This window comes from Flammeovirga yaeyamensis (assembly GCF_018736045.1).
Taxonomy (GTDB): Bacteria; Bacteroidota; Bacteroidia; order Cytophagales; family Flammeovirgaceae; genus Flammeovirga; species Flammeovirga yaeyamensis.
Window position 1 is genome coordinate 596,200 of the sequence record NZ_CP076133.1, and the last position, 23,178, is coordinate 619,377.

General features: G+C 34.3%; 13 protein-coding genes. 4 read left to right on the forward strand and 9 right to left on the reverse strand.

All coding sequences use genetic code 11. The annotated features are described in order from the left end of the window. Positions 1-128: 128 nt before the first annotated feature. The 9 genes from KMW28_RS22510 to KMW28_RS22550 all read right to left on the reverse strand — a co-directional run bounded on the left by KMW28_RS22510 (position 129) and on the right by KMW28_RS22550 (position 18,083). Entirely contained in the window at positions 129-1,499 is a 1,371-nt protein-coding gene (locus tag KMW28_RS22510; protein ID WP_169662130.1) for an McrC family protein, read from the reverse strand. A gap of 4 nt (positions 1,500-1,503) precedes the next feature. Next, positions 1,504-3,147, reverse strand: a complete 1,644-nt coding sequence (locus KMW28_RS22515) for an McrB family protein (RefSeq protein WP_183363892.1) — start codon at positions 3,145-3,147, stop codon at positions 1,504-1,506. 328 nt (positions 3,148-3,475) lie between these two features. Continuing rightward, a complete protein-coding gene (locus KMW28_RS22520) occupies positions 3,476-3,718 on the reverse strand; it encodes a DUF1016 N-terminal domain-containing protein (protein WP_169662128.1) in 243 nt (80 codons plus the stop codon). Between the two features lie 79 nt (positions 3,719-3,797). Then, positions 3,798-4,241, reverse strand: a complete 444-nt coding sequence (locus KMW28_RS22525; protein WP_169662127.1) for a GNAT family N-acetyltransferase — start codon at positions 4,239-4,241, stop codon at positions 3,798-3,800. A gap of 15 nt (positions 4,242-4,256) precedes the next feature. Next, positions 4,257-4,817 (reverse strand): TetR/AcrR family transcriptional regulator, encoded by a 561-nt coding sequence (locus tag KMW28_RS22530; RefSeq protein ID WP_169662126.1) that lies wholly within the window; start codon positions 4,815-4,817, stop codon positions 4,257-4,259. A 442-nt stretch (positions 4,818-5,259) separates the two neighbouring features. Further along, a complete protein-coding gene (locus KMW28_RS22535; protein ID WP_169662125.1) occupies positions 5,260-8,373 on the reverse strand; it encodes a WD40/YVTN/BNR-like repeat-containing protein in 3,114 nt (1,037 codons plus the stop codon). Positions 8,374-8,493: 120 nt separating this feature from the next. Continuing rightward, a complete protein-coding gene (locus KMW28_RS22540) occupies positions 8,494-9,576 on the reverse strand; it encodes an alpha/beta hydrolase family protein (protein ID WP_169662124.1) in 1,083 nt (360 codons plus the stop codon). Continuing rightward, positions 9,564-14,711: a thioester reductase domain-containing protein gene (locus tag KMW28_RS22545; RefSeq protein WP_169662123.1), complete on the reverse strand. Its 5,148-nt coding sequence runs from the start codon at positions 14,709-14,711 to the stop codon at positions 9,564-9,566. Before KMW28_RS22545 ends, KMW28_RS22540 begins: the two co-directional genes overlap by 13 nt. 126 nt (positions 14,712-14,837) lie before the next feature. Further along, complete coding sequence (locus KMW28_RS22550; protein WP_169662122.1) at positions 14,838-18,083, reverse strand: S41 family peptidase; 3,246 nt, start codon at positions 18,081-18,083, stop codon at positions 14,838-14,840. A 307-nt stretch (positions 18,084-18,390) separates the two neighbouring features. Here KMW28_RS22550 and KMW28_RS22555 point away from each other — a divergent pair, with 307 nt between their 5' ends. The 4 genes from KMW28_RS22555 (at position 18,391) to KMW28_RS22570 (ending at position 23,125) form a co-directional block, all read left to right on the forward strand. Further along, the gene (locus KMW28_RS22555) at positions 18,391-19,191 is read left to right on the forward strand and encodes a CPBP family intramembrane glutamic endopeptidase (RefSeq protein WP_169662121.1); all 801 of its coding nucleotides are present in this window, start codon (positions 18,391-18,393) and stop codon (positions 19,189-19,191) included. 87 nt (positions 19,192-19,278) lie between these two features. Next, on the forward strand, positions 19,279-20,205 hold the full coding sequence (locus tag KMW28_RS22560) for a glutaminase (protein ID WP_169662120.1): 927 nt from the start codon (positions 19,279-19,281) through the stop codon (positions 20,203-20,205). A gap of 235 nt (positions 20,206-20,440) precedes the next feature. Further along, positions 20,441-21,064, forward strand: a complete 624-nt coding sequence (locus KMW28_RS22565; protein WP_169662119.1) for a response regulator transcription factor — start codon at positions 20,441-20,443, stop codon at positions 21,062-21,064. Positions 21,065-21,280: 216 nt separating this feature from the next. Beyond that, entirely contained in the window at positions 21,281-23,125 is a 1,845-nt protein-coding gene (locus tag KMW28_RS22570; RefSeq protein WP_169662118.1) for a sulfatase-like hydrolase/transferase, read from the forward strand. Positions 23,126-23,178: the final 53 nt, after the last annotated feature.

Here is a 23,178-nt window from a genome sequence, read left to right on the forward strand (position 1 = left end):
CTTTAACGGTCAAATCTAACACAGATTAGGATCATAAATGCTGAACTTAGTTTGAAGATTTTTGAAAGTTGTTTATGTAAAGAAGTTCCTAAACAAACTGGGTTTGAATTAAAAAACTTGACAAATAATTAAACCATATTTCCCAGGATATAATTTAATTTATCCTTTAAAGAAGTTTCAAGTGGTAAGAATAAATGTTTTAGTTCTTCCTTTTTGTTTAATGTTTTATCAAATATATCATTACTTAAGAATGGAACTTGTATTGCTTTAATATTGATTTCTTTACCATTACCCCATTCATCTTTTATTGTTAAATGAGCTATTTCTTCCTGATAATTATTGATTGTATTCGGATAGAAAAGAATGATCTCATCAATTTTAAATCTTACAGCATACGCTAACATTTGATAAAGATCGTTTTGAGAAATCCCTTTTTTAGGATCCGATTCATCTGAATATATTATTTTATATTTTGTATCAGCAATAATACTTTTTGAAGTTGTCTTTAGATATAAATCTGGCTTTAAATTGAAAATATTCTTTGTGTCTAAATACGTACTAGACACTTGTGCCTTTGCTGTAACATCTTCAAGCTCCCTTTCAATAAAACCAAAGATAAAATCTTCAAATACGTATTCCATTGGAAGTAGAAAAGCAAATAGTTTTAGCTCATTTTTGTAGCTAAAAGATATAGCATTACTCAAGAATAACTGACAATAATCTCTTACAGTAGTAAACTCTTCAAAAACAGGATTAAAAGATATTGTTTCACATTGAGAAGCGGTGGCTTGCTCATCCGACACGTCATCTAAAAAGAATAATATCTCTCTGAGATACTTTTTGTTATCGCTGTTTTGGGTTACAGTGAAAAGTAGATTAGCCACATACTTAATGATACGATTAAACTTATTATCCATCACAAAAGCATCATAAGAGCAATTCAGTTTATGCCAATTTCCTTTTGATAGATTTTGACGGATATATTCATTCGTATTGAGTCTGCCTTTGATATGATTTAATTCACTGCTTTGCTCCTCATAATTTTGATAAATAGAAGTTGCGAGTAGCTTTCGTGTATACTTAGAAAATAGATAGATGAGCACTTCGAAAAAATCACTTTTTACATCACCTAAGGTAGTTTGATAGCTTGGAAACTTTATTTTCCTGCAGTAGCTCAACCACCATAAAATGTGATTCTGCATTTGGCCAATCTCACTTTTGGAATACTTCTTTCCTTCTTGATAAAAGACTTTAGGCAATAAATTGATAATGTGTCCTTCAAACTGAACTACACCAACATATTTATTAGATTTCAGTTCATTCGTTTTATTCAAAGTCTGAATGAACCGTTGTGTTTCTATCACTTTGGATCCACCTTTCTCCTCATAAAAGGAATTAACTTCTCTATTGACCCAAATTTCATCTAAGAATAAATCCAGACTTTCAAGATCAACATCATCTGCAACAACCTTGTTTTGATATTCAAAAAGATTAATCATCGAGCTATTTTATTTTTAGAGGCCAAGCTTCTGCATCTACTTCAAATCCTGCATGTACTAATATCTCTTTTACCTCTTTCTCGTCATTAAGGAAGTACTCTAGTAGAAGCGGAATAACTTTGTTGTTGATGGTCTTTTTAAGATCAAAAGGCTTACTCATAAAATAAGAATGCCCGATTTGAAAATCATGACCTTTCATTTTGATGATCTTCTCATTGATACTTTTTAGAATCTCAGATTCATTAATACCATCAATATCATATTTTGTATATAATGATTCAAACTCAAATCTTCTACGCAAGGCGATATCAAGTAAGGCAATAGATTTATCAGCCGTATTCATTGTACCGATTATATAGAGGTTGGAAGGTACTGTAAACTCATCGCCAGATGGTAAAGTAGATGATAAAGCTAACTCCTCTCCATATCTTTTATCAGGTTCAATTAGTGTGATTAGTTCTCCAAAAACTCTTGAGATATTGGCTCTGTTAATCTCATCTATAATGATAACGTAGTTTTTCTTTTCTACTTTCGTTACCTTACTAATAGTATTTTTAGGTAGATATTTAATAATCTCTTGATAGACATTATTATAATATGTAGCATGTTGTTTAGCTGAACCAGAAACATTATCTAACCTTTTGATCGACTTTCTCTCTTTGATGTTATTTTTGTATAAGATTCTTAAGTCATCAAATTTCATTCTATGTCCATTGGAATTATTCCAATTCATGCCATTATATCTAAAAGCATCATTTTCTACTTCAATAATTGCAACATTATCAGTTATATCAAAAAGAGTTTCTTCATCTCTATCTGTAATTTTATCACAAAAAAGTTTTAATGCTTCTTCAAATGCTTGACCTTTTGAATACTCTTCTATTGTTTTCTCAGAGTCTTTTAAATTTTCTAAAGCTCTATTAGCTATCTTTTTAAAAATTCCGTCCTTCTTTTCAAATGATAATTGATTTTCTTTTCCTGTATCTGGTCTTAAACCCTGAATAAAGTCTTCGTAACTATAGTTTTGATGGAAAGTAATAAACTCTATTTGGTCACCTTTATGTTTATTGAATATTCTTTTCGCCTCATTGTAATCTTCTATCTCTTCACTACTAATTATTGAAGCTGCTCTTGAAATTGTAGAATATGTTTTGCCTGTGCCTGGAGGGCCATATAAGATTGTATTAAGAGGATAGTTCATTTCTTTCTTTTGTATTTGATCAATAGATGAGAATTTATATTGTAAATAACTAATGAGATTATCATTACCTAAGAAAGATTTATAAATTCCATTCCCCCCATCAATAAATCCTAAATCCTTTTGTAATTGATTTTTCTTAAAAGCTATTTTTTCATCCCAAATTTGTTGTCTCTTTAGATAACTTTTATTTTTAGACCAAATATTAAAATCATTATACACTTTATTTTTTATACCATGTATTTGTTTGATCTTGGAAATAACTTCCATAAAATTATCAATTGTGATATAAGCAAATTTATTTTCAAAGAAAAACTTATCTAATCTATATATATTGTTAAGGAAATTATCTCTTTTAATTAGTTTTTTAATATTTGGGGCTACTTTAAAAGTATTACTTTCAATATCCTTTACAAACTCATTTATTATTGAATATTCTGTGTCTTGCATAATCATATATATTTCTAAAAACCACTAATAAAAGACTCGTTAAAACCCTTTTTATCCATAACTTTCTTTGCTAACAACCTCGTTTTCTATTCAAAAGCATCTATAATGTCAGATTGAAGAGGTTTACTGTTGGTAAATAAATAATCGCTGATGACTTGCTCTTTAATATCAGCTTTTAAGCATTTTTTGGAGACTAATTTTTGAAGGTAAGTTTCTTTTTCTATAAATCTTTCAAACTCTTTTTTATTTTATTCTAAAAACAAGATCAATATGTACCCAATGTAATTTAGCCACAGCTTGTGGCCAAATTTCTTGAACAGTTAATTCTTCATCGATTACGGTCAGAAAAACCTTTCATTCCTTTAAATTCAGCTTGAAGATCTTTAGACAGTTGTTTGATCACAGAAGTGCCCCAACCAACTTTTGTTTTTTCTGATAACACTTTTCCAATATCCAAATAAGCCAAAATCATTTCAGAATTGACATGACTGTATGCCTTATATTGGGCTTTCTTTACTCTATCTTTGATAGATAGCAATGTGTTTTTATAATCTGTGATTGAATTTTCCATAAAATTTAATTTCCAACTTTCAATTTAAAGAAAACTTAAACAGATCAATCATTTCAAATGAGGAAATTTTAGTAGTAACTTAACCCTTCACCTCCATATGCAACAACGGATAAAGCTTCCCTTCTCCATCCACTTCAGAACGTCTCACTGTCTTAAAATTCATTTTAAGATAAAACCCAACTGCTTGAGTGTTCTGTTCGTTTACATCCACTTTGTAACAATCGAGTACCTCAATACAGTGGTTGAGTAAGATTTTGCCAAGTCCTTTACCACGGTAGGCAGGGTCGATAAATAGCATTTCGATATTCTGTTCTGCCACTCCAGAGAACCCTAGAATTTTGTTGTTTTCGTCTCTGATTGAGCGTAGTTCTACAACATCAAAATATTGATTGAGAATTAGTGGTTTATACGTTTGAATGTCTTCTTCCGAAATGAAGTCGTGTGTTGCTCTTACTGATGCTTCCCACACCTCAATGGTTTCTTGATATTCACTTTTGTCGATGCCTTTAATTGAAAAGTTCATGATCATTGATTTTAATTATTTAGTCTTTGTATTTTGAATAAGCAGTTGATACTTACCGATCATTTCTTGTCGAATTTCTTCAAACGGATAGTGAGTAAAAGCAAAGATGTAATTGATGGCAATACCGTCAAGTTCTGCAATAAGCATATAGCTTTTGGCGAGACTATTTTCTATGCCTAATGCATCAAAGAGTTGTTGTATATACTTTTGAATCCCAGCTGATCGCTCAGCGATTAAATCATGCAGAAGATCTCGAGTGCTCTGTTGGATACATATGTTGATACTGAATTGGAAATACTCTTTTTCGACTTTCAGTCTATCGAAAAATGTATTCAACAATTCCATCAACTGATCTACAGAAGTTGTTTTATTGTTTTTCGAGTACTCTGATATCACATTGGTACTTTGCTTAAATACTTCAATCAATAGATTATCCTTATTTTGAAAGTGATGAAACACTAACGCTTTCGATACACCTGCTTCTTTTCCTATCGCAGAGATGCTCGTATTATCAAATCCTTTTTCGGAGAATAACCTCGTGGCTACCTCAATTACTTTTATTCTTTTATCACTCATATTTCTATACTGACCGATCGGTCAGTAAAAGTAATCATAATTTTATTAATTCAAAAGTAGGGATACTGCTCGCCTATCTCCCTTCTTAACAGCAAGCATATCTTAACTCAGCTAAAAATGAAACCATGAAGAACTTAAGTATTGTATTATCGATAATACTCCTAACATCCTGCAATAATGAAAAAATTGGTCCCGGTTGTCGGAAGATTAAGGATAAGTACGGGAAAGAAAATTATATGCATGTCAATAAATGTCGGGTTATTTATAACAAGAGAGGGAAGAGGGTTGCAAGGGAATGTGGTTTGCCTTTCACCAATCATGATGTGATTAGAGAGACAGATGAATAAATAAGAAGAGGCGGTTACTTTCTTTGTAGTAACCGCCTCTTTACATGTATACTAATTAAGGTTTGATCCTCTTTCGAGCACTTGTACTTTGAAATTTATTTTATCGAAGCCTTCACTTTATTCCACTTAGCTAATTCAGCATTTATTTGAGTTTCGTAATCTTTCCATGCATCTTTGGCTCCCTGACTTGGAGCCCCTTCAGATGAAATAAGCATTTCATTTACCGCCTGTATTTTAGCTAAAAGTTTAGATCTTTCGTTTGCGATTTGAACCAATGTCGTTCCCACCGCCGTCATACTCGATTCAAGTGCTTTAGCAGCTTTTTTCACCTCTTCGCTATTAGAGTTTTTGGCTAATTTTTGAGCTTCGATAATGGCTTCACTTACCTCAGAATATTTATCTCTGATTTTCATCCATAAGGCAAAACGAGCATTTGCATCGGCTTGAGTATAAGTTTCGTTAGGGTTCATGAACACCTTAAACTCCTGTGTTTGTTCTTTTCCGCCTACCGAAAGTTTCACTAAATACTTACCTGGTTTACAATACGGACGAACGTTTGGCTTTGGTTTGCCAGGAATGGCCAATGCATTCGGATACCTCATGTCCCAGACAAACTTATTTAAGCCTGCTTTTTGAGAAATAGCATCTCCCGAGAACGATATGATTTCTTTACCATTTGTTTCAGCAATAGTAATTTTTGTGTCTTTTGATGCACTTGCTAGGTTGTAATAAATAATGACACCATTGGGTTTTGCATCTCCGGCATCAATGTACTTTCTCTTCATTTCGCCATTCACCATACCTAACTCGTAGAAAGTATGTCCTGGTCTATGGTTTTGAACAAAGTAGTTTTTCTGACCTCCATATACTCCTCCACCATATATTTGCCACCAATGGTACCCAAAACGATACGTATCTCTTGGTTTGATCAGCTTAGTGGTATTATCAGCTAGAACTCTCATAGGAGTTACATCGTCCAAAATCCATAAGCCTCTACCATGTGTAGCGACAACTAAGTCTTCTTCTTTTTGAATGATATGATATACGGGCACTCTCGGGAAATCATTTTCCATTCGAGTCCATGATTTTCCATCGTTTTTAGAAGTGAAAATCCCAGTTTCTGTACCTACCCATAATAATCCTGCAACGGCATTATCTTCACAAATTGTACGCGTAATTTCGCCTTGAGGGAATGCTTTGGAAAGGTTAGTCCAAGAAGTACCATAGTTTTCTGTCTTGTATATATATGGGCTTCTATCGTCTGCTCCCTTAATTCTTGATGCCACAATATAGGCATGTGCAGGATTGTGATTCGATTCGATAACTTCCAGAATTTTACTATCCTTTGGTAACTCTTTAGGGGTAATGTTGGTCCACTTTCTTCCCTCATTTTTGGTGATATGGACCTGACCATCATCAGTTCCCACCCAAATCGTTCCTCTTTTCTTTTTAGACACAGCAATACGAACGATGATACAGGCAATTTCAGCCCCAGAAGTTTCTACAGCTAATTTACCTCCGGGAAGTTTTAATTTCTCAGGGTCATTGGTCGTTAAATCTGGACTGATTTTTTTCCAATGCATCCCTTTATCAGTCGTCTTCCAAAGGTGGTTACCACCAAAGTACAAAGCATCATCGTCCCAAGGAGAAGTAGCTACTGCAGACATCCATCCAAATCTGTATTTAAACTCCGAAGCTGGCGTTCCGAAAGCCCAGTTGGAATAAACATGTCTTTCTGCATAAGATGGAGTACTTAAGTTGGTAACAGTTAACCCACCAAAACCAGCCATAGATACAGCATTAAATTGATACACTGTATTTGGGTCTGTTGGATGAGGAACCGCAAAACCTGCTTCACTCGATCCATACACCTCAGTTTCTGATAAAGGAATACCACCCCAGAAAGAAGCAGAGGGTACTTTATAGCCCACTAAATCTTGACAGTTGGTGTAAAGATTATAAGGAAACTGATTATCAACATGCACACGATATGTTTGAGAAGTTCTTTGGGTGTAAGTACCACTCCAAGTTTTACCTGCTGTCATAGACACCATAGTTCCTCCATCGTGGGTTACAATCATTCTTCTTGGGTTTTTAGGGTCGATGACCATATCATGGAAATCATCTTTTGTACCACTTCTTTGTGTCCAAGTTTTTCCACCATCCACAGATTGCCAAAGCTTGTTGGTCAATACCCAAAGTTCGTTCGCATCGTGTGGACTAGCATATAAATGATTGAAGTAGAATGGCCTAACCGTTAAGTTGGCGTTATCAGTGGCTAATTCCCAAGTGTTACCACCATCTTCCGAACGGTAAATACCGTCCTTAGTTTCAGTATCGGTTAAAGAGTAAATGATGTTGGAGTTGGCTTTTGAAATCGCCAATCCCATTCTCCCCAAAATTTCTTGAGGAAACCCTTCGTTTTTAGAAATGTCTGTCCAATTTTTTCCTCCATCTGTCGTTTTGTAAAGTCTTGAATCTTTACCGCCACTTTCCACCGTCCAGTCTTTTCTTATAAACTGGAATGTTGCTGCATAAAGTGTTTCTGGATTGTTAGGGTCCATCACGACATCAATCACACCCGCTTTTTCACTTTGATAAAGTACTTTATCCCAGGTTTTTCCTCCATCTGTTGTTTTGTATAGACCTCTTTCTTCGTTGTATCCAAAGGCACTCCCCAAAACACCAACATAGGCGATATCAGGGTTTTTCGGGTGGATGCGTATTCTAGAAATATGATAGGATTTAGGCAGACCAATATTTGTAAAGGTTTTACCTCCATCAGTCGATTTGTAAACACCGTCCCCATAAGAGACATCGTGTCTCATTTGAGGTTCACCAGTACCTACATACATAATATTTGGATCGCTAGGTGCAATAGCTACAGCACCAATTGCCCCAACATTAATTTGACCATCAGAGATACATTCCCAGAACTGTCCTGCATCTTCAGTTTTCCATAAACCACCAGAAGCAGATCCAAAGTAGAACACTTGGTCATCGACAGGACTAATCTCAACACTCGTTCCTCGACCTCCCATTACAGGACCTATAAATCGCCATTCCAAAGCATTTCCGGAAGGTTTGATATCTTTTTTAGCATAGTCTAGTAAAGCGTCGTCAGAATTGTTAGATTGATTGTTTTCTTGATGTTGATTACATCCCATTAATGCGAGAAACATTAATGAAGTAAAAAGCAACTTCTTCATGAGTTTTATAGTTAAAGTTTTCGTGTCTATTGTCACTTTAATATACTATAAAACAGTGGGAATTTTAATTTATATGACTAAAAATATTTTGATTTCCCACTTATCTATTCCTTTCATCTGCTAGATCGAAAATTCGTTTACTTCGACTTTAGTTATGCCATCTTCATTCTTAGTATTCATAAACTTTAGAATGGAAGGGAAAACATCATTATAGGCATTTTTTCCTGTGTAAATATCCCAATGTCCATAATTTGGGAAAGTTTTGAGTACAAAATTATCCGTTGTGAAATAGGTCTCTAATATTTTGAAATATTCTTGAGTGGAATCATACCAAACATGATTATCCTCTCCGGTGATTAACAAAACTCGAGTATTGAAATTATTCGATAAGTCGAGATAATTGATAGACGCATCTTGGGAAACAACGCTTGCATTCATCAACATCAGTTTAATATGTTGGAAATAGGATAGGGAAACAGCACCAAAAAATTCTTGGAGATTATCATGCACTTTTTTAGTTAGGTTATCATGGTTAAATAAAGTATTGTAACTCCCGTCTCCCCACAAATAATTTAGATTTCTACAAGTAGCATTAGGGCATTTGTTATTTAATTTAGCCATCAAACTGAGTAAATAGTTTCCTGATTTTAACGAAATCTTTTTATCAACTACTTCTAATTTTTTTAAATTCAACAACTTTTTCGCAATAGTTGGAATTGCATATAATTTGTATAAAACATTGTCAGGCAATTTTGGATATAACCCCATTGTGGCTAAAGTTACACTCTCAATATTTTTTAATTTATTAGTGACTAATGACATCGAAAGTGCCATAGAACCAATACAAATACTGACGATATGTAATTTATTTACGCCTATGATTGACTGAATGAACTCAACAGTTTCTGGAATATCATAATTGGCAACTTCATCGATGTTGTGGTTTTTGTTAGTGTATTTATCTTTATAAATACTACTTCCTCTCCAATCTAATATCCAAACATCTTCGTATGCGTTTTCTAAAAAGTAGTCTTTCATATTTTTAAAATAACCACTATCGAATGTTTTAGAATTACTTGTTAAACCATGAAGCATGAGCACACTATCTCCTTTTTTGGATTTACAGTATCTTTTTAAAGTCAGTGATACACCATCTTGAGTTTTAATGTTATATGTTTTGAAGTCAGTCATTATTTTAGCCATTTTTTTCGTTGAAACTTGATTACTTTTGATAGAATTTGGGAGCCTTTAAATTTGTCTACTATTCTAAAATAGAGATCAGTATTCCGTTTTAAAGGAGGAATATATTTCAACATTTCTTTAAAGTCTTTACTATCGAGTATGGGGTTTCTTAAATAGAGGTTCAAATAGTTTTTCAGTGCACAGTAACTTAAAAAGCCCATCCAAAGAATACTTACCTTAAATTTTTCTTTGTGATTTAGATCCTTTCGAGTTTCTAAATGTCTAGTCTGTTCCTTAAATATTTCTTGAATTGGGATAGACGCCATGCCTTTCCAAGTTTTTCCATCAGGTTCTTGCAAAGTGAGGTGTATTGTCGAAAGCTCATAAAAAATATCCGAGAAATATCGGTTAAGCTTATCTCCCTTAAGAATATATGTTTTATTGTCACTTATTAATTCTAATTGATATCTAATAAATACCAAGGCATCTTTATGGAAAGGAGTATAACCGTTGAATGGTAATATTTCTAGAAAACCATTTTTAATTTCAAGTTCATTAGGGCTAATTTTTTCAATAAAAATAGAGCCGCTTAAATACACTTTTTTCTTTACTAATAATTCACCGATATCAGCAATGTGCCCTTTTAAATCTAAAATGATTGTGCTTTTTGCGTGAAGGTGTTCTTTAGAATCAAGAACAATATCACCTTTCATCTTTTCTTTAAAACCAAATAAATTGATTTCATTATCTGACTCTTTGATGGAGTTGCTTTTAATTAAATCAACAGCTCTAAAAGTATCTTTTAGTTGAAATAATTGCTCAAAGCTAACTTCTTTCAATTCAATATCATTTTGATGTAGAATAGAACTCAGATTCGATGATTTTACCTTTGGAGCATATAAAATAGAATGAATTAAAGAGTCATGTGAATCAGTACTTTTTAAGAAAATCGAATATTTATTTAATTCGTGTTCAGGGTTTTTATCAAGAAAATCAAATAACACTTCTAACCACTTTTGATACGTTACTACTTCAAGTTTTTCACCATAAAACCTTGAAAGATTGGATAGCTGATTAACTGATAAAGTGGAAGGATTTACAAGGTTGATAAACTGCCCTGAGTTAAAATTATCTTGACATATAAGTGAAGTGATAACTCTTGAAACATCTTGAACATCGATAAAGTCAATAGGTCGCATATCGGGTACAATCCCTAATTCTAAAATTGTACTTAGGAGGTAGACGAAAAAATCTGATCGATTATAAGCATTGGTTTTGGTATTTGGAGAAACTACACCTAATCGAACTATAGTAATATCATAACCTCTTTCAATTGCTCTAGAATAAATTTTCTCTGCTGCCCATTTTGTTTGTTGATACCCGGTATGAAGATCTAGAGGGTTACCCGTCATGTTCGATTCATCCAAATAGTCCAACTTTGTGTTATTCGTACTATGAAAAACACCCATTGATGAGACATAGACAATTCTTTTGTGAGCACCAGTATCGCATAGTTTTAATAACTCAAGATTAGACAAGACATTTACCTCCCGAACATTTTGATAAGGTTCGAAGAAATTGACATTGGCTCCACAATGAATTACTTCAGTGATGTTCTCTGCCAATTGATTCCATTTATTATCGGATAATCCGAATTTTTCTACTCCAAGGTTCCCCTCAATTAATTGTATTCTATTTAACTCATTCTCTGAAAAAGGGACTTTATACTCATCAGAATATGTTTTGAACTTCGATAGAAGACTAACTGAATTTCCTTTTCTCATCAAACAGAAAACAGTATATCTTTCATCTAATAAAAGTTGCTTAACAATATGAATACCTACAAATCCACTTCCTCCTGTAACTAAAACCGAATAGTTTTTCACCAATTTTTTTGAATTGTCTTTAAAAGGAAATTCTTGAAGACTGAGATCTATGTCTTTGTAAATGTCCTCTAAAAGAGATGAAGGATGATCTACTATTTGATGTTGATTTTGCTGAACTAAAGCACTCAGTTTGTTAAAAGTATTATGTGTGTAAATTTCTCCTATAGAAAGATTTAACTTAAAAAGTTTATTGACTTCCATAAGTAGAAAAACAGCCTCCAAAGAAGTGCCACCATGATTTAAAAATGAAATATCTGGATCAATGGAGTCACTTTTTGTTGCTTTTAACCAAATGCTTTCCAATTGTTTATTTGGTAAAATATCAACTTTTTTGCTCCTCTTGTTATCTATCAGATATTCCAAGAATCTATTCTCTAGTTTTCGATTCGTCTGAACTAATATTTTGTCCTTTTTCTTATTTGATGATTTCTTTATTTCTAAAAATTCATTCTCATCGATGTTATTGAAATCCTCTTTTGAAATGGTAAACTTGTTTTTACCATCACTAACATTGTATCCTAAAAATTGTATAAAAGTTTGTGCTGGTAGGTTTCGATCTTGAACGCTTACTCTAAAAGTGATGTGTTTACAACAATGATCATTAACTAATTCCTTTAGCAGTTTTATTAGATGAACTTCTATACCTCTTCCTAAAATTCTACAACTCAATAATACATTGATGACCTCTAAAGTATCTCCTTCGATGCCGTAAAGAATTAGCCCTATTGTTCCATAATCCCCATAGTTATCTTTAGCTGAGATTAGAATTCCCTTGATCTTTTTATTCTGAATTCCATCAATTATTTCTCTCTCAGAAAAACGATGAAAACTCAAATTAAATTGATTCGTTCTTTGTGTTAATTCACTTACTCTAGAAGCATTATCACCATTGATTTCTTCCTGCTCAATAGTTAAATTCAATTGTTGGATATACTCTTTTAAAGAATATTTTGATGATATTACCTTACGTTGTTTTTCTTCCTGATAAAGCTGTGTTCTATTAACAAGAGATGATTTTTTCTTCGATAATTTAAACACCAGATTTTCATCAACAAATCGATCTATCTGATGTCCGTCTAAAGGAAAAAGAAAGGTAAGAACTCCTGCTAATTGAAGTTTCACTTTTTCAACTTCCACTTTGTTATCATCAATAAAAACAAAACTATCTAAGCCCAAATTAAGCTCTTCTGCAATACTGATTAACGAATCTGTTTTTTCATTCCAATTGATTCTATGAGTCACAAGATGCTCTTTTTTCAATAACATCTCTTCAGAGTGTTCGATAAAATGAAGTATATCACTTTCGTTGTTTTTAGAAGCTAAAGCAATGAGGATCCCTTGGTGATAACAGTCGATGATCTTCTGTTGAAATCTTTTATGATGAGGAGTGATTTGAATGCCCTCTTTTCCATCTTCACCATAGATGCCTTTCCAAAGCGTATTATCACAATCCAAAATAACCACCTTAATTGGTTTTGCTTTTTGAAGATAATAATCGGTCAATAGGGTCTTACCAAGCTCTTTATAAAAGTCTTTTTGAAATGGAATGTGTGCTATTTTATTGGTTTCATCATTAAAGATAGTATCATCATAATGATCTCTTAAATCGATGAGATTTACACTTTCTTTTGAGTTTATAGAAGTAATAAACTGATTGTAATATTTTTTTAAATCTTGAGATTCTTTCGTTGGAGCAATAATGATAGTGTGCATCACTCCTTTCGTTTCAATAGAATAATCAAGACTGTCTATCAGTTGATTAACAATAAAAGAAAAACTCTTACTTTCATCATTTCCATAGAAGTAGAAATCTTCCAACCGAAGAAATAAGCAAATACTATCGTTTGAAGAAATGTCTATATCATTACCTAATAGAAACTGTATTACCTGATTATAGGGAGTGTGATGGAGTGTATAATTAAATGGGAAAACTTCTTTTAACTCCATTGTCATTTCATCAAGTGGATTGATTGAAAATGAACTCGAAATAATCATTTTACATTCTTTCTCTTCTTGGAGTATCGGCGATGTAGTATCTTCTATGATAGTGGTTATGATGTCTAAAAAAACATTTTCAAATTGCTTTACATCCGCTAATTCAAAACAACTTTTGTTAAACTCTCCTTTTATAGAAATACGATCTAATTTTTGATCAATTGATAACCAAAAGTCAGTAGTTGCTTTTGGAAAACCCTTTTGAATAATATCAAATTGAAGATAATGTTGAGGGTTGTTTAGGTGAGTACTTTCAAAATAATTAAATAGCGTATTTATCTTGGGTAAGGAGTTGTCAGATAATGTCTTATCGTTATAATTAATGTATTTATTTCTGATACCTTTAATTATACTTCTGGTGTTTTGCTTTAGTAGGTCTAAATAAGTGGTTGTATCAGAAATATCTACCTGAAGTGGATATGGTTTAGATAAATAGCCAAGGGCTTTATTGTACTTTTTACTAGCCCTTAAATCTATAGGGAGACCAACAATAAATTTTTTGGAATTTGCCTTTTTTTGAATGTAAACCTGGAAGGTAGTTAAATAGAAATGGAAAGGTTTAATATTTCTTTCAATACAAAAAGATTCTACCTTCTTTTTATTTCCTTCAGGTATATCAAATACAGTAGAGCACATATCATACATCTGATAATCTTTTCTACCCAAATTAGGAGAATCATACTGTTTTAATTCTTCTATCAGTTGTTCGTTTTTATACTCATCTGTTTTTTTATTGCATATTCGAATTGCTTCAAAATCATCACTTTCGTTTAATAAATCTTTTCCATTTAGAAGTCGATCATAATGCTCTGAAATACTTTGGATATAGATAATTCCACTGATATAATCACATATTAAATGATGTCCTACTAATAAGCCTCGATAGTGTTTTTCACTGAGTTTAAAAAGAATAAATCGAGCGCCCGGCTCTATCATTAAATCAAATTCTCTTTGCGTATGTTCTTGATATTCAATATCAAAATATTGAAGAGGTTCAGGCTCATAAGATAAATCTATAAAAGTGAAAAAGTCACTTTCATTAATTTTTAAATTCGGAAATCTCAAAAAATCATCATCTACTTTTTGATAGAGATGAGACAAACTTTCATGTTTATGATTTAAATCTAATAGAGCTTGCTTAAAAAGGTTTTGGTCTATTTCAACTTGATATTCAGTAATAATATTCACATTCAAACTTTGATTGAGATGAGGGATATTTTTACAAAATTCAAGCAGTTTAGAGTCACTTTTAGAAGTCAGAATATCGTTATTCATAATTGGTGAGTAATTAGTAAAGTTTTTTGTAGCACAAATATATTAATTTATAAGATTTAGGAAAAGAAAAAGGCCGCCTACTCTCAAAGAGCAGACGGCCTTTCCATGTATATCAAATAATATATCTTACTTTTTCATCAACACCTCTACAGCTTTTCTCAACTGCTGATCTTCTCCTTCAACCACCACATCTTTATCTTGTGCGATTTTGTATTCAGGTTCCACTTGTTGGTTTTCTAAGTAGTTACCTTTCAAGTCTTGAACACCCACTTGAGGAATACCAAATACCAATGAACCGTCTTGAAGTTGTTCCCACCAAACGGCTGTCATCGTACCCGGAACAGGCATACCGATTAGTGGACCGATTTTAAGTGTTTGGTAAGTGTAAGGGAAGGCGTGTGCATCTGAGTAGTTACCCTCTGAACACAACACAGCCGATGGTTTCGACCATTTGTTGATTGGTTCTGTACCGAATTTCTGACCTCTCGGAGCGAAAGTACAATATACTTTACCGCTTAAGAAAGTAGCCAAGTCATCGTGCAACCAACCACCGCCGTTAAAACGAGTATCGACAATTAAAGCGTCTTTTTTGTAGTTTTTACCTAAAGCTTCAGAGTACACCGTACGGAAACTAGAACTGTTCATGCCTCTCACGTGAACATAGCCAATTTTACCACCCGATGCTTCTTCCGTTTCTTTCTCTCTTTGCTTCACCCAACGTTTGTAAAGCAAGTTGCTTTCGTTGCCTTTACTGATAGGTTTTACAACGACTAATTTCTTACTACCATTATCGTCTAATTCCAAACGAGTAGGTTTACCTGTTTTGTGGTTTAGGAAACGGAAGTAATCTTGACCAGCCACGATTTTTTGACCATCAATAGAAGTAATTGTCATACCTGCTTTGATCTCAGTTTCGATCTGAGCAAGTGGAGAACCTTCCATGATCTCAATTATCTTCAGACCATCACCAGAGTAATTAGCGTCGTAGAACGCTCCTAGAGTAGCCGTAGCATCACCATCTTTGCTGCTCGGGTAGAAACGACAACCTGTATGCGATCCGTTCAATTCACCCAACATTTCGCTCAACATTTCCGAGTAATCGTAATTGTTGTTGATGAAAGGAAGGTATTTCGCATATTCGTTTTTATAGAATACCCAATCCACACCATGTAATTTAGGATCGTAGAATTTCTTATCCACTTGTCTCCACACATGCTCAAACATGTAAGCACGTTCTGCTTGATGATCTAGGTAATATTCTGCACTGTAAGAGATGTTTTTTCTGCTATCAGAAGCTACATCAATTTTAGCAAATGTTCCGCCTGTCTCAAAGAAAATATTCTTACCGTCTTTATCAAATTGAAGGTTACCTCCGCCACCGTTCAATTTCAATACAAGCTTCGTTTCGTTCTCACGGATGTCCTTTTTCCAAAGGTCATATCCGCCTTCAAAACGACTCATGTAATATAACTTATCACCATCTTTTGTTAAGATGAAATCAGATAAGAATGAAGAGTTGATCGTCAATCTTAATAAACGATCTTGAATACCGTCGAAATCAATTTTTAATTCTTCTTCCTCTTCTTTTTCATCAGCAGCGTCTTTCTTTCCTTTTTTCTTCTTTTTTGATTTATCCGCTTCTTCCTTCGCCTCTTTTTCTTTCTTCTCTTTTTCCTCTTTCGCTTCTTTCATCAATTCATACTCCTCTTTAGAAAGTTGGAATTCATCGAAAGCATCTTTCGTTAAGAAGATACCAAATACGTCAGACTCAGCTCCCCAGCTACCATGTGATCTGTAACCGTAACGATCGTTGGCAAAGACAATGGCTTTACCGTCCATCACGAAACGAGGATTGTAGCTATTGTAACCACTTTGTGAAAGGTTGATAATTTCACCCTCACCATCTGCCTGTGCTAAACCGATGTCAGTAGATGTCCAAAGGTTTGGTGAATATTGAACCGCTAAATATTTACCGTCAGGTGACCAATCGAATGCTTGATCTCCATCTGAGTAGGAATAGTTAAAAGTACCTGGAAGAATTACTTTCTTAGCTTTCGTTTCTAAGTTGATGACTTTAAGTGTTGTTCTTTCTTCAAGGTAAGCAATGGCATCACCTTTAGGCGACCATTTTGGTTGGAATTCCTCTGCAGGTTCAGCAGTAACAATCTCTTCTTGGATATCAGTTGCATTGATGAAATACAACTCATCTTCATTCCCTAATTTAGCTTGGTAGATGTTCCAGCTACCATCACGCTCACCAGCATACACCAATGAACGGCCATCAGGAGAGAAAGAAACCGAACGCTCTTGTTCTGGAGTATTCGTAATTTGAACAGTTGTTCTATAATCTGTAGAAGTCACGAAAACATCACCTCTAAGAATAAATGCGACCTCTTTACCATTCGGTGATACGGATATACCATAACCACCACTCGATTTTTTCTGGAAAGAGATATTATTGACTTTATGATCTGAATTGATGCTAATTTCCACTTTCTTAGGTTGTTCACCCTCTTTTAAAGTGTAAATTTCTCCATCATATCCAAAACAGAATAAATCATTTGATGCTGCCGATAAGAATCTCACCGGATGATTTTTTAGTTGAGTGATCTGCTTTTTATTCGAACCATCCGCATTCATTGTCCATACATTCAAAGTACCATCCACCTCACTTGTGTAAGCTACTTTGCTGTCGTTGCTGTAGAATACAGGCGTTCTGTCTTCACCTTTGAAATCAGAAATCTGTGTATGTTTCTTTGTGTTTACATCGTATACCCAAAGGTCGCGAGTGACCGCACTCGTATGATGCTTTCTCCATGGATCTTCGTACCCTTTTTTATCTTGATACAAGATCTTAGACATATCCGCATTGTATTGTGCATGTTCTGCAGTAATTGTCAGTACTTGTTCTGGACGATCACCGCCCACAGAAACGCTATACAATTCTCCTAGACGACCGTAAGGGAATTGAGCACTTTTTACATCATCTAAAATCTGAGCGGTATATAAAACATGCTTGCCATCAGGAGTAAATGATGATGGGATTTCAGAAGTAGAGTTGTACGTTAAACGTTGAGGATGTCCACCATCCACAGTAGTTAGGAATAAATCGAAGTTACCATGTCTATCCGATGCAAAAGCGATGTGCTTACTGTCCGGTGCCCATACCGGAGAAAAATCGTAAGCCACATGAGTCGTAATTGCTTTTGCTTCACCGCCGCTAGTGGGTACAACATAGACATCACCTTGATAGGCAAATGCAATATGAGTTCCGTCAGGAGAGATGGAAGGATAGCGTAACCATAATGGATTTTGAGCAAACGAAGTTAGAGATAGGAGCATAACGCCTATCAAGCTCAGGAAGTTTTTCATAATTGTAGGTTATGTGTTTAGTAATATGACGAAATTGACACTAGATTTAGTATATAAAGAGCCATTTATAAATGCGAATTTGTGGCATTTAAGTTTAATTTCAAAATTTAGTTAATCTTAAAGTAAAATAAGAAGTACAACAGAAAATCTATGCTACACTCTGCTTATATCGTGGATAAGAAAAAAGGGGTATCAATTAGTTTTTTTGAATAAATAATGCGAATAGATGTAAATACGTGCAGCTTTTCTTATTTTTATGCCTCTCTATTATCGATTCATAATTTACTTCAATCAATTAAAATATCAGATGCAAAGTTCATTAAAATACGCTTCAATCTTTATTGCCATCACCTTAATATTAACGTGGAGTTTTACAGCCATTATTTTTCAAGATGAAAGTACTATAGGTATGTTCGCCTTATGTATGTTTATTCCAGCGGTGGTAGGTATTATACTAAATGCTGTTCGTTACAAATCAATAAAAAAAGTAATCGAACCCCTGGCAGGAAGATTAAATGCAAAGAGTACATTGTTTGCCTTTCTTTATCCCATATTATTTATCGGTTTATTGGCTGTTATCCATATCACTTTTGGTTTCGGAACATTGAATCAGGATAAATTAGAAAACCTATATACGCTGCCTACATTAGGTGGAATGGGAATGGGTTTATTACTAATTTTTGGTGAAGAATACGGATGGAGAGGTTTCCTCTTACCTAATTTAGCGGAGTCTTTAGGCAAAGTAAAGGCTATGATAATAGTAGGTATTGTATGGGCATTATGGCATGCTCCAATTGTTTATATGTTGGCTAAAGTAACTAATTTCGAACATCCACTAGGAGTTATGATTCTTCAGATGGGAGCTGTATTTGTCTTCTCATTTCCATTTGCTTACGCCTGGTTTGAATCTAAAAACGTTTTGCCTCCAATGATTTTTCACTATGTATGGAATTTCTATAACCCTATTATTTTAGGTAATATCTACATGCATAATCCTGGAATTGTAGATGGTAATGTGATGTTGATTAATGGTGAAGGACTTGCAGGATTATTGTTGGGACTGTTGTTTGTGGGGTGGTATGTTTATAAATTAGGAGTAAGGAGTTAACGTAGGGACGTTGCAGTGCAACGTCCGTACAGGACTTTTTACAAAACCGGAACAATGTCATATGAATACCAATAAATGAAATAACACATGCACAGAATTACTAACCATAAAGAGATTATCGATAAGATCTACGAAGAAATAATAACGGGAGACAACTTAGGAGCTCCTGCTGGATATATTCCCGAGTTGGCTAAAGTAGATCCCAACCAATTTGGGGTGTATTTTATGTCGACTGAAAATGATACTTATGGTAAAGGAGATTGGCAAACGAAGTTTTCTATTCAGAGTATTATGAAAGTACTTTCATTAAGCTTGGCTTATCAAATGTTGGGTGATTCTATTTGGAAAAGAGTGGGAGTGGAACCTTCGGGTAGTGCCTTCAATTCCTTAGTTCGATTAGAAACGGATAATGGCATTCCAAGAAATCCATTTATAAACGGTGGGGCCTTAGTAATTTGTGATATGCTTTTATCACAATTGAAGAACCCTCTTTTCGATTTTCTTTCATTCGTGCGTGAGGTAAGTGGGAGTGATAAAGTATATTACAATGAAACAGTAGCTCAATCGGAGGCTTCAGTAGGTTATCGAAATATTGCGCTTTGTAATTTTATCAAATCGTTCGGGAACATTGATAATGACCCCAACGAGGTACTCGATTTTTACTTTCATATGTGTTCCATCGAAATGGATTGTCAACAATTGGCTCACTCCTTCGAGTTTTTAATGGATGGGAAATTCAGAACCAAAAATGGTAGTTCAGTTTTGAATTTAAGTCAGTCTAAACGTATCAATGCCATTATGCAAACCTGTGGTTTTTATGATGAATCCGGAGAGTTTGCTTTCAAAGTAGGGTTGCCGGGCAAGTCGGGAGTAGGCGGAGGTATAGTGGCCGTTCACCCCGAAAAATATTGTATTTGTGTATGGAGTCCGAATCTAAACGAGAATGGAAATTCCCATAGAGGAATGAAGTTTCTAGAACGATTCACCACAGAAACGGAGCTTTCCATTTTCTAGATTGTATTTAATGTTATTTACTAAAAAGGCAAATTGTAGCTATTTACATTGTATAGGGTAAAGTCGTTTTTTGTGATTTATAATTAATCATTAAGTCAAATCATAACTGTCGAATACAAAAAATATAACTCTTACTGCATAGGGTTTTTTGACTTAAACCACACATTCTATTACTATACACTGATTGCTTTTTATCAGCACATCAGGGTAACTGAATAGTCAAAGTTACATTAGAATGCTAACTACAAAAGAAACAAAAAATACAGATTCAGCCCTTATACAGTATACCTCGAAGGTTGAGGAATTTAACCTCCTTGATTTCGAGGAATACTTATTAAATCAATTAATTGCGACCTCATTATGTGGTATTGATGAGGATGATCTTATTTCAAAATCATTTTTGATAAAGTCAGAAGCAACAGATTTTCTAAGTGATCCTCTTAGGAAAATCATGAGTATTCCCGTCTATTTCTATTTGATAAATCTCGATGAAGAGTTGATTTTTTATACACTTTGGGAAAAAACGCGATGCCAAGAATTAATAATCACTTGCTTTCCGGTAACAGGTAAAAAGGAAAAGAAAATCTTTGAGCATTATAAAAAGCTTCATACGAATTATAAAAGAAGTAAAGACAATTATCAAAATCTTACCCATAGAGAAAAAGATATTGCCATTTACCTTTCGGAAGGTCTTTCCAATCAGGATATCTCCGACAAACTTTTTATCAGTATCAACACCACAAAAAATCACAGAAGAAGCATTGTCAAAAAATTGAATTGTACTTCCATTGTAGAACTACAAAAGATCGTTTTTGCGAATCGCTTTTTTGATAACAGCGTAAATCAGGTCTTTGAATAAATTGAATTATTGTACTGATTTTTTTAGGGGGATAATCACTTAATTTCTCCATTTTAACCTTCGTATTTGATACAAAACAGGGATAAATTCAAAATAACTAGTGGGGGTTTTGTATCAATTAAACAGAGGGATATACATTAATCGCTTAGTTTGAGATAAAAATTTCTATTCGCCCCCCTTCGTCCAATACCTTTGATGTAAACGAATGGAATTGAAATGAAACATCAAATTGTATTACTACTATTACTAACAGTTTTGTCCCCTATTTACAATGGGGTCAATGCTCAAAATAAACCGAACATTTTATGGGTACTCACGGACGACCAACGCTTCGATTCGATTAGAGCATTCAATAAAATGACCACAGGAAAAGAGATGAGCGAATTGGGGTATGTAGAATCTCCCAATGTCGATCGATTGGCAGAGATGGGGACAACTTTTATCAATACATATTGTCAGTCGCCCGCCTGTGCACCCTCAAGAACGGCCATGCATTTGGGTAGATATCCATTCCGTTCAGGCATTTTCGAATTCGAATATTATAACAACAAAGCAGCACACTTTCAGCCCACCCTTCCAGAACAAATGGAGCAATTGGGGTATCAGACTTTACATATTGGGAAATTGGGGGTAAGAATTAGAACCCTAAAAAATGGGAGAGCAGTAAAGCATCAGATTTATCAAACAGATATAGATTTTAAGAAACTGGCCGAAGAAGGATTTACCGATTGGGGGAAAATGTGGGCCAAAGAAGTGGAAGGAGAAAAGCTAGATACTCCCATCAAAAACTTAGAATTCTTTGTTACTGAAGAAGGAAAATTCGAGTACGTCTCCAAAGAATTGGAAGAAAGCAGACCTCAGTATAAAGGATCGGGTGCTGCTGCTATGAAGAAATACGATCTTCTTAGACAATACAATGAGAAAAAAGGACCACAAACGCCTTTCTCTCCTGGAATTTTGGCTGGGGTGAGTTCAAGAAAATCGGGGAATACAAGAGATGGGTTTTATGCTCAAATATTTGAAGCTTACTTAAATAACTTGGAGGGTGATTATACCATCGGTAGCCAATCATTTGATAAGATCGATGAGTCTAAACCTCTGTTCTGCCATATTGGTTTTGACTTCCCACATACGCCTGTGCTTCCACCAAAAGAATATGCCGAACGTTTCGAAAAATACGATTATCAAATTCCTCAATTTGATGCATCATCCGAGTTCGAGAAGATGCCAAAGCAATTGAAACAACAAGTAAAACAAGCCTATACAGATCATTTTACGGATGCAGAGAAATTAAAAATGATCCAATATTATTATGCATTCTGTGCCTATGGCGATCAGTTAATTGGTCAGTCGGTCGATGCTTTTATTGATTATAGCGAAAAGAGAAATCAGGAATGGATGATTGTGTATGTCTGTGGAGATCATGGTTGGAAATTGAATGACCATGGATCGGTATCAAAATTCTCGCCTTGGGAAGTGGACGTGCATAATCCAATTATAGTAGTATCATCTGATAAGAAGAAATTTCCGAAAGGAAAAGTAGTGGAAGACTTCACTGAATTTGTGGATGTAGCACCTACGATTTTAGCTTCGGGAGGAGCAGATCTTGAGCATGCTTCTTTTCATTATTTAGATGGATTGAACTTAGCAAAAGTGGCCGCAGAGGAAGCTCCCAAAAGAGATTATGTTATAGGTGAAAGTCACGCTGTAACAGGTCCAAGAGCATTTATTAGAACAAAAGAGTATATGTTTTCCTTAAAGGTTCGCCCCAATAAAAAAAGGGGAGAGAATATGGAATGGGCTAGAAATGCAAGTGATAAAGAATTGGATATGTGTCTATATGCTATCAAAGACGATCCCAAAGAGGTGAATAACCTTGCCTATAATAAGAAATACCAATCGATTACAAAAGTCATGAAAAAGAAGCTGATTGATATCGTATTGGGAGATAACCGTGTGGAAGTACAATGGGGAAAGAAAGCCGATGGTACCAAAGTGTTTAGAAGCAAATTTGCAGAAGGGGCACACGATTATCGATTGAAGATAAAGGGTAACCTTTAGATTAGTTTTATTTCACCTCATCATTTCCTAAATTGAAGCCGATGATGTGAAAT

Coding starts and splice junctions, on each gene's coding strand:
- KMW28_RS22510 (WP_169662130.1), bottom strand. CDS start 1,499: ATGATTAATCTTTTTGAATATCAAAACAAGGTTGTTGCAGATGATGTT.
- KMW28_RS22515 (WP_183363892.1), bottom strand. CDS start 3,147: ATGCAAGACACAGAATATTCAATAATAAATGAGTTTGTAAAGGATATT.
- KMW28_RS22520 (WP_169662128.1), bottom strand. CDS start 3,718: ATGGAAAATTCAATCACAGATTATAAAAACACATTGCTATCTATCAAA.
- KMW28_RS22525 (WP_169662127.1), bottom strand. CDS start 4,241: ATGAACTTTTCAATTAAAGGCATCGACAAAAGTGAATATCAAGAAACC.
- KMW28_RS22530 (WP_169662126.1), bottom strand. CDS start 4,817: ATGAGTGATAAAAGAATAAAAGTAATTGAGGTAGCCACGAGGTTATTC.
- KMW28_RS22535 (WP_169662125.1), bottom strand. CDS start 8,373: ATGAAGAAGTTGCTTTTTACTTCATTAATGTTTCTCGCATTAATGGGA.
- KMW28_RS22540 (WP_169662124.1), bottom strand. CDS start 9,576: ATGGCTAAAATAATGACTGACTTCAAAACATATAACATTAAAACTCAA.
- KMW28_RS22545 (WP_169662123.1), bottom strand. CDS start 14,711: ATGAATAACGATATTCTGACTTCTAAAAGTGACTCTAAACTGCTTGAA.
- KMW28_RS22550 (WP_169662122.1), bottom strand. CDS start 18,083: ATGAAAAACTTCCTGAGCTTGATAGGCGTTATGCTCCTATCTCTAACT.
- KMW28_RS22555 (WP_169662121.1), top strand. CDS start 18,391: ATGCAAAGTTCATTAAAATACGCTTCAATCTTTATTGCCATCACCTTA.
- KMW28_RS22560 (WP_169662120.1), top strand. CDS start 19,279: ATGCACAGAATTACTAACCATAAAGAGATTATCGATAAGATCTACGAA.
- KMW28_RS22565 (WP_169662119.1), top strand. CDS start 20,441: ATGCTAACTACAAAAGAAACAAAAAATACAGATTCAGCCCTTATACAG.
- KMW28_RS22570 (WP_169662118.1), top strand. CDS start 21,281: ATGAAACATCAAATTGTATTACTACTATTACTAACAGTTTTGTCCCCT.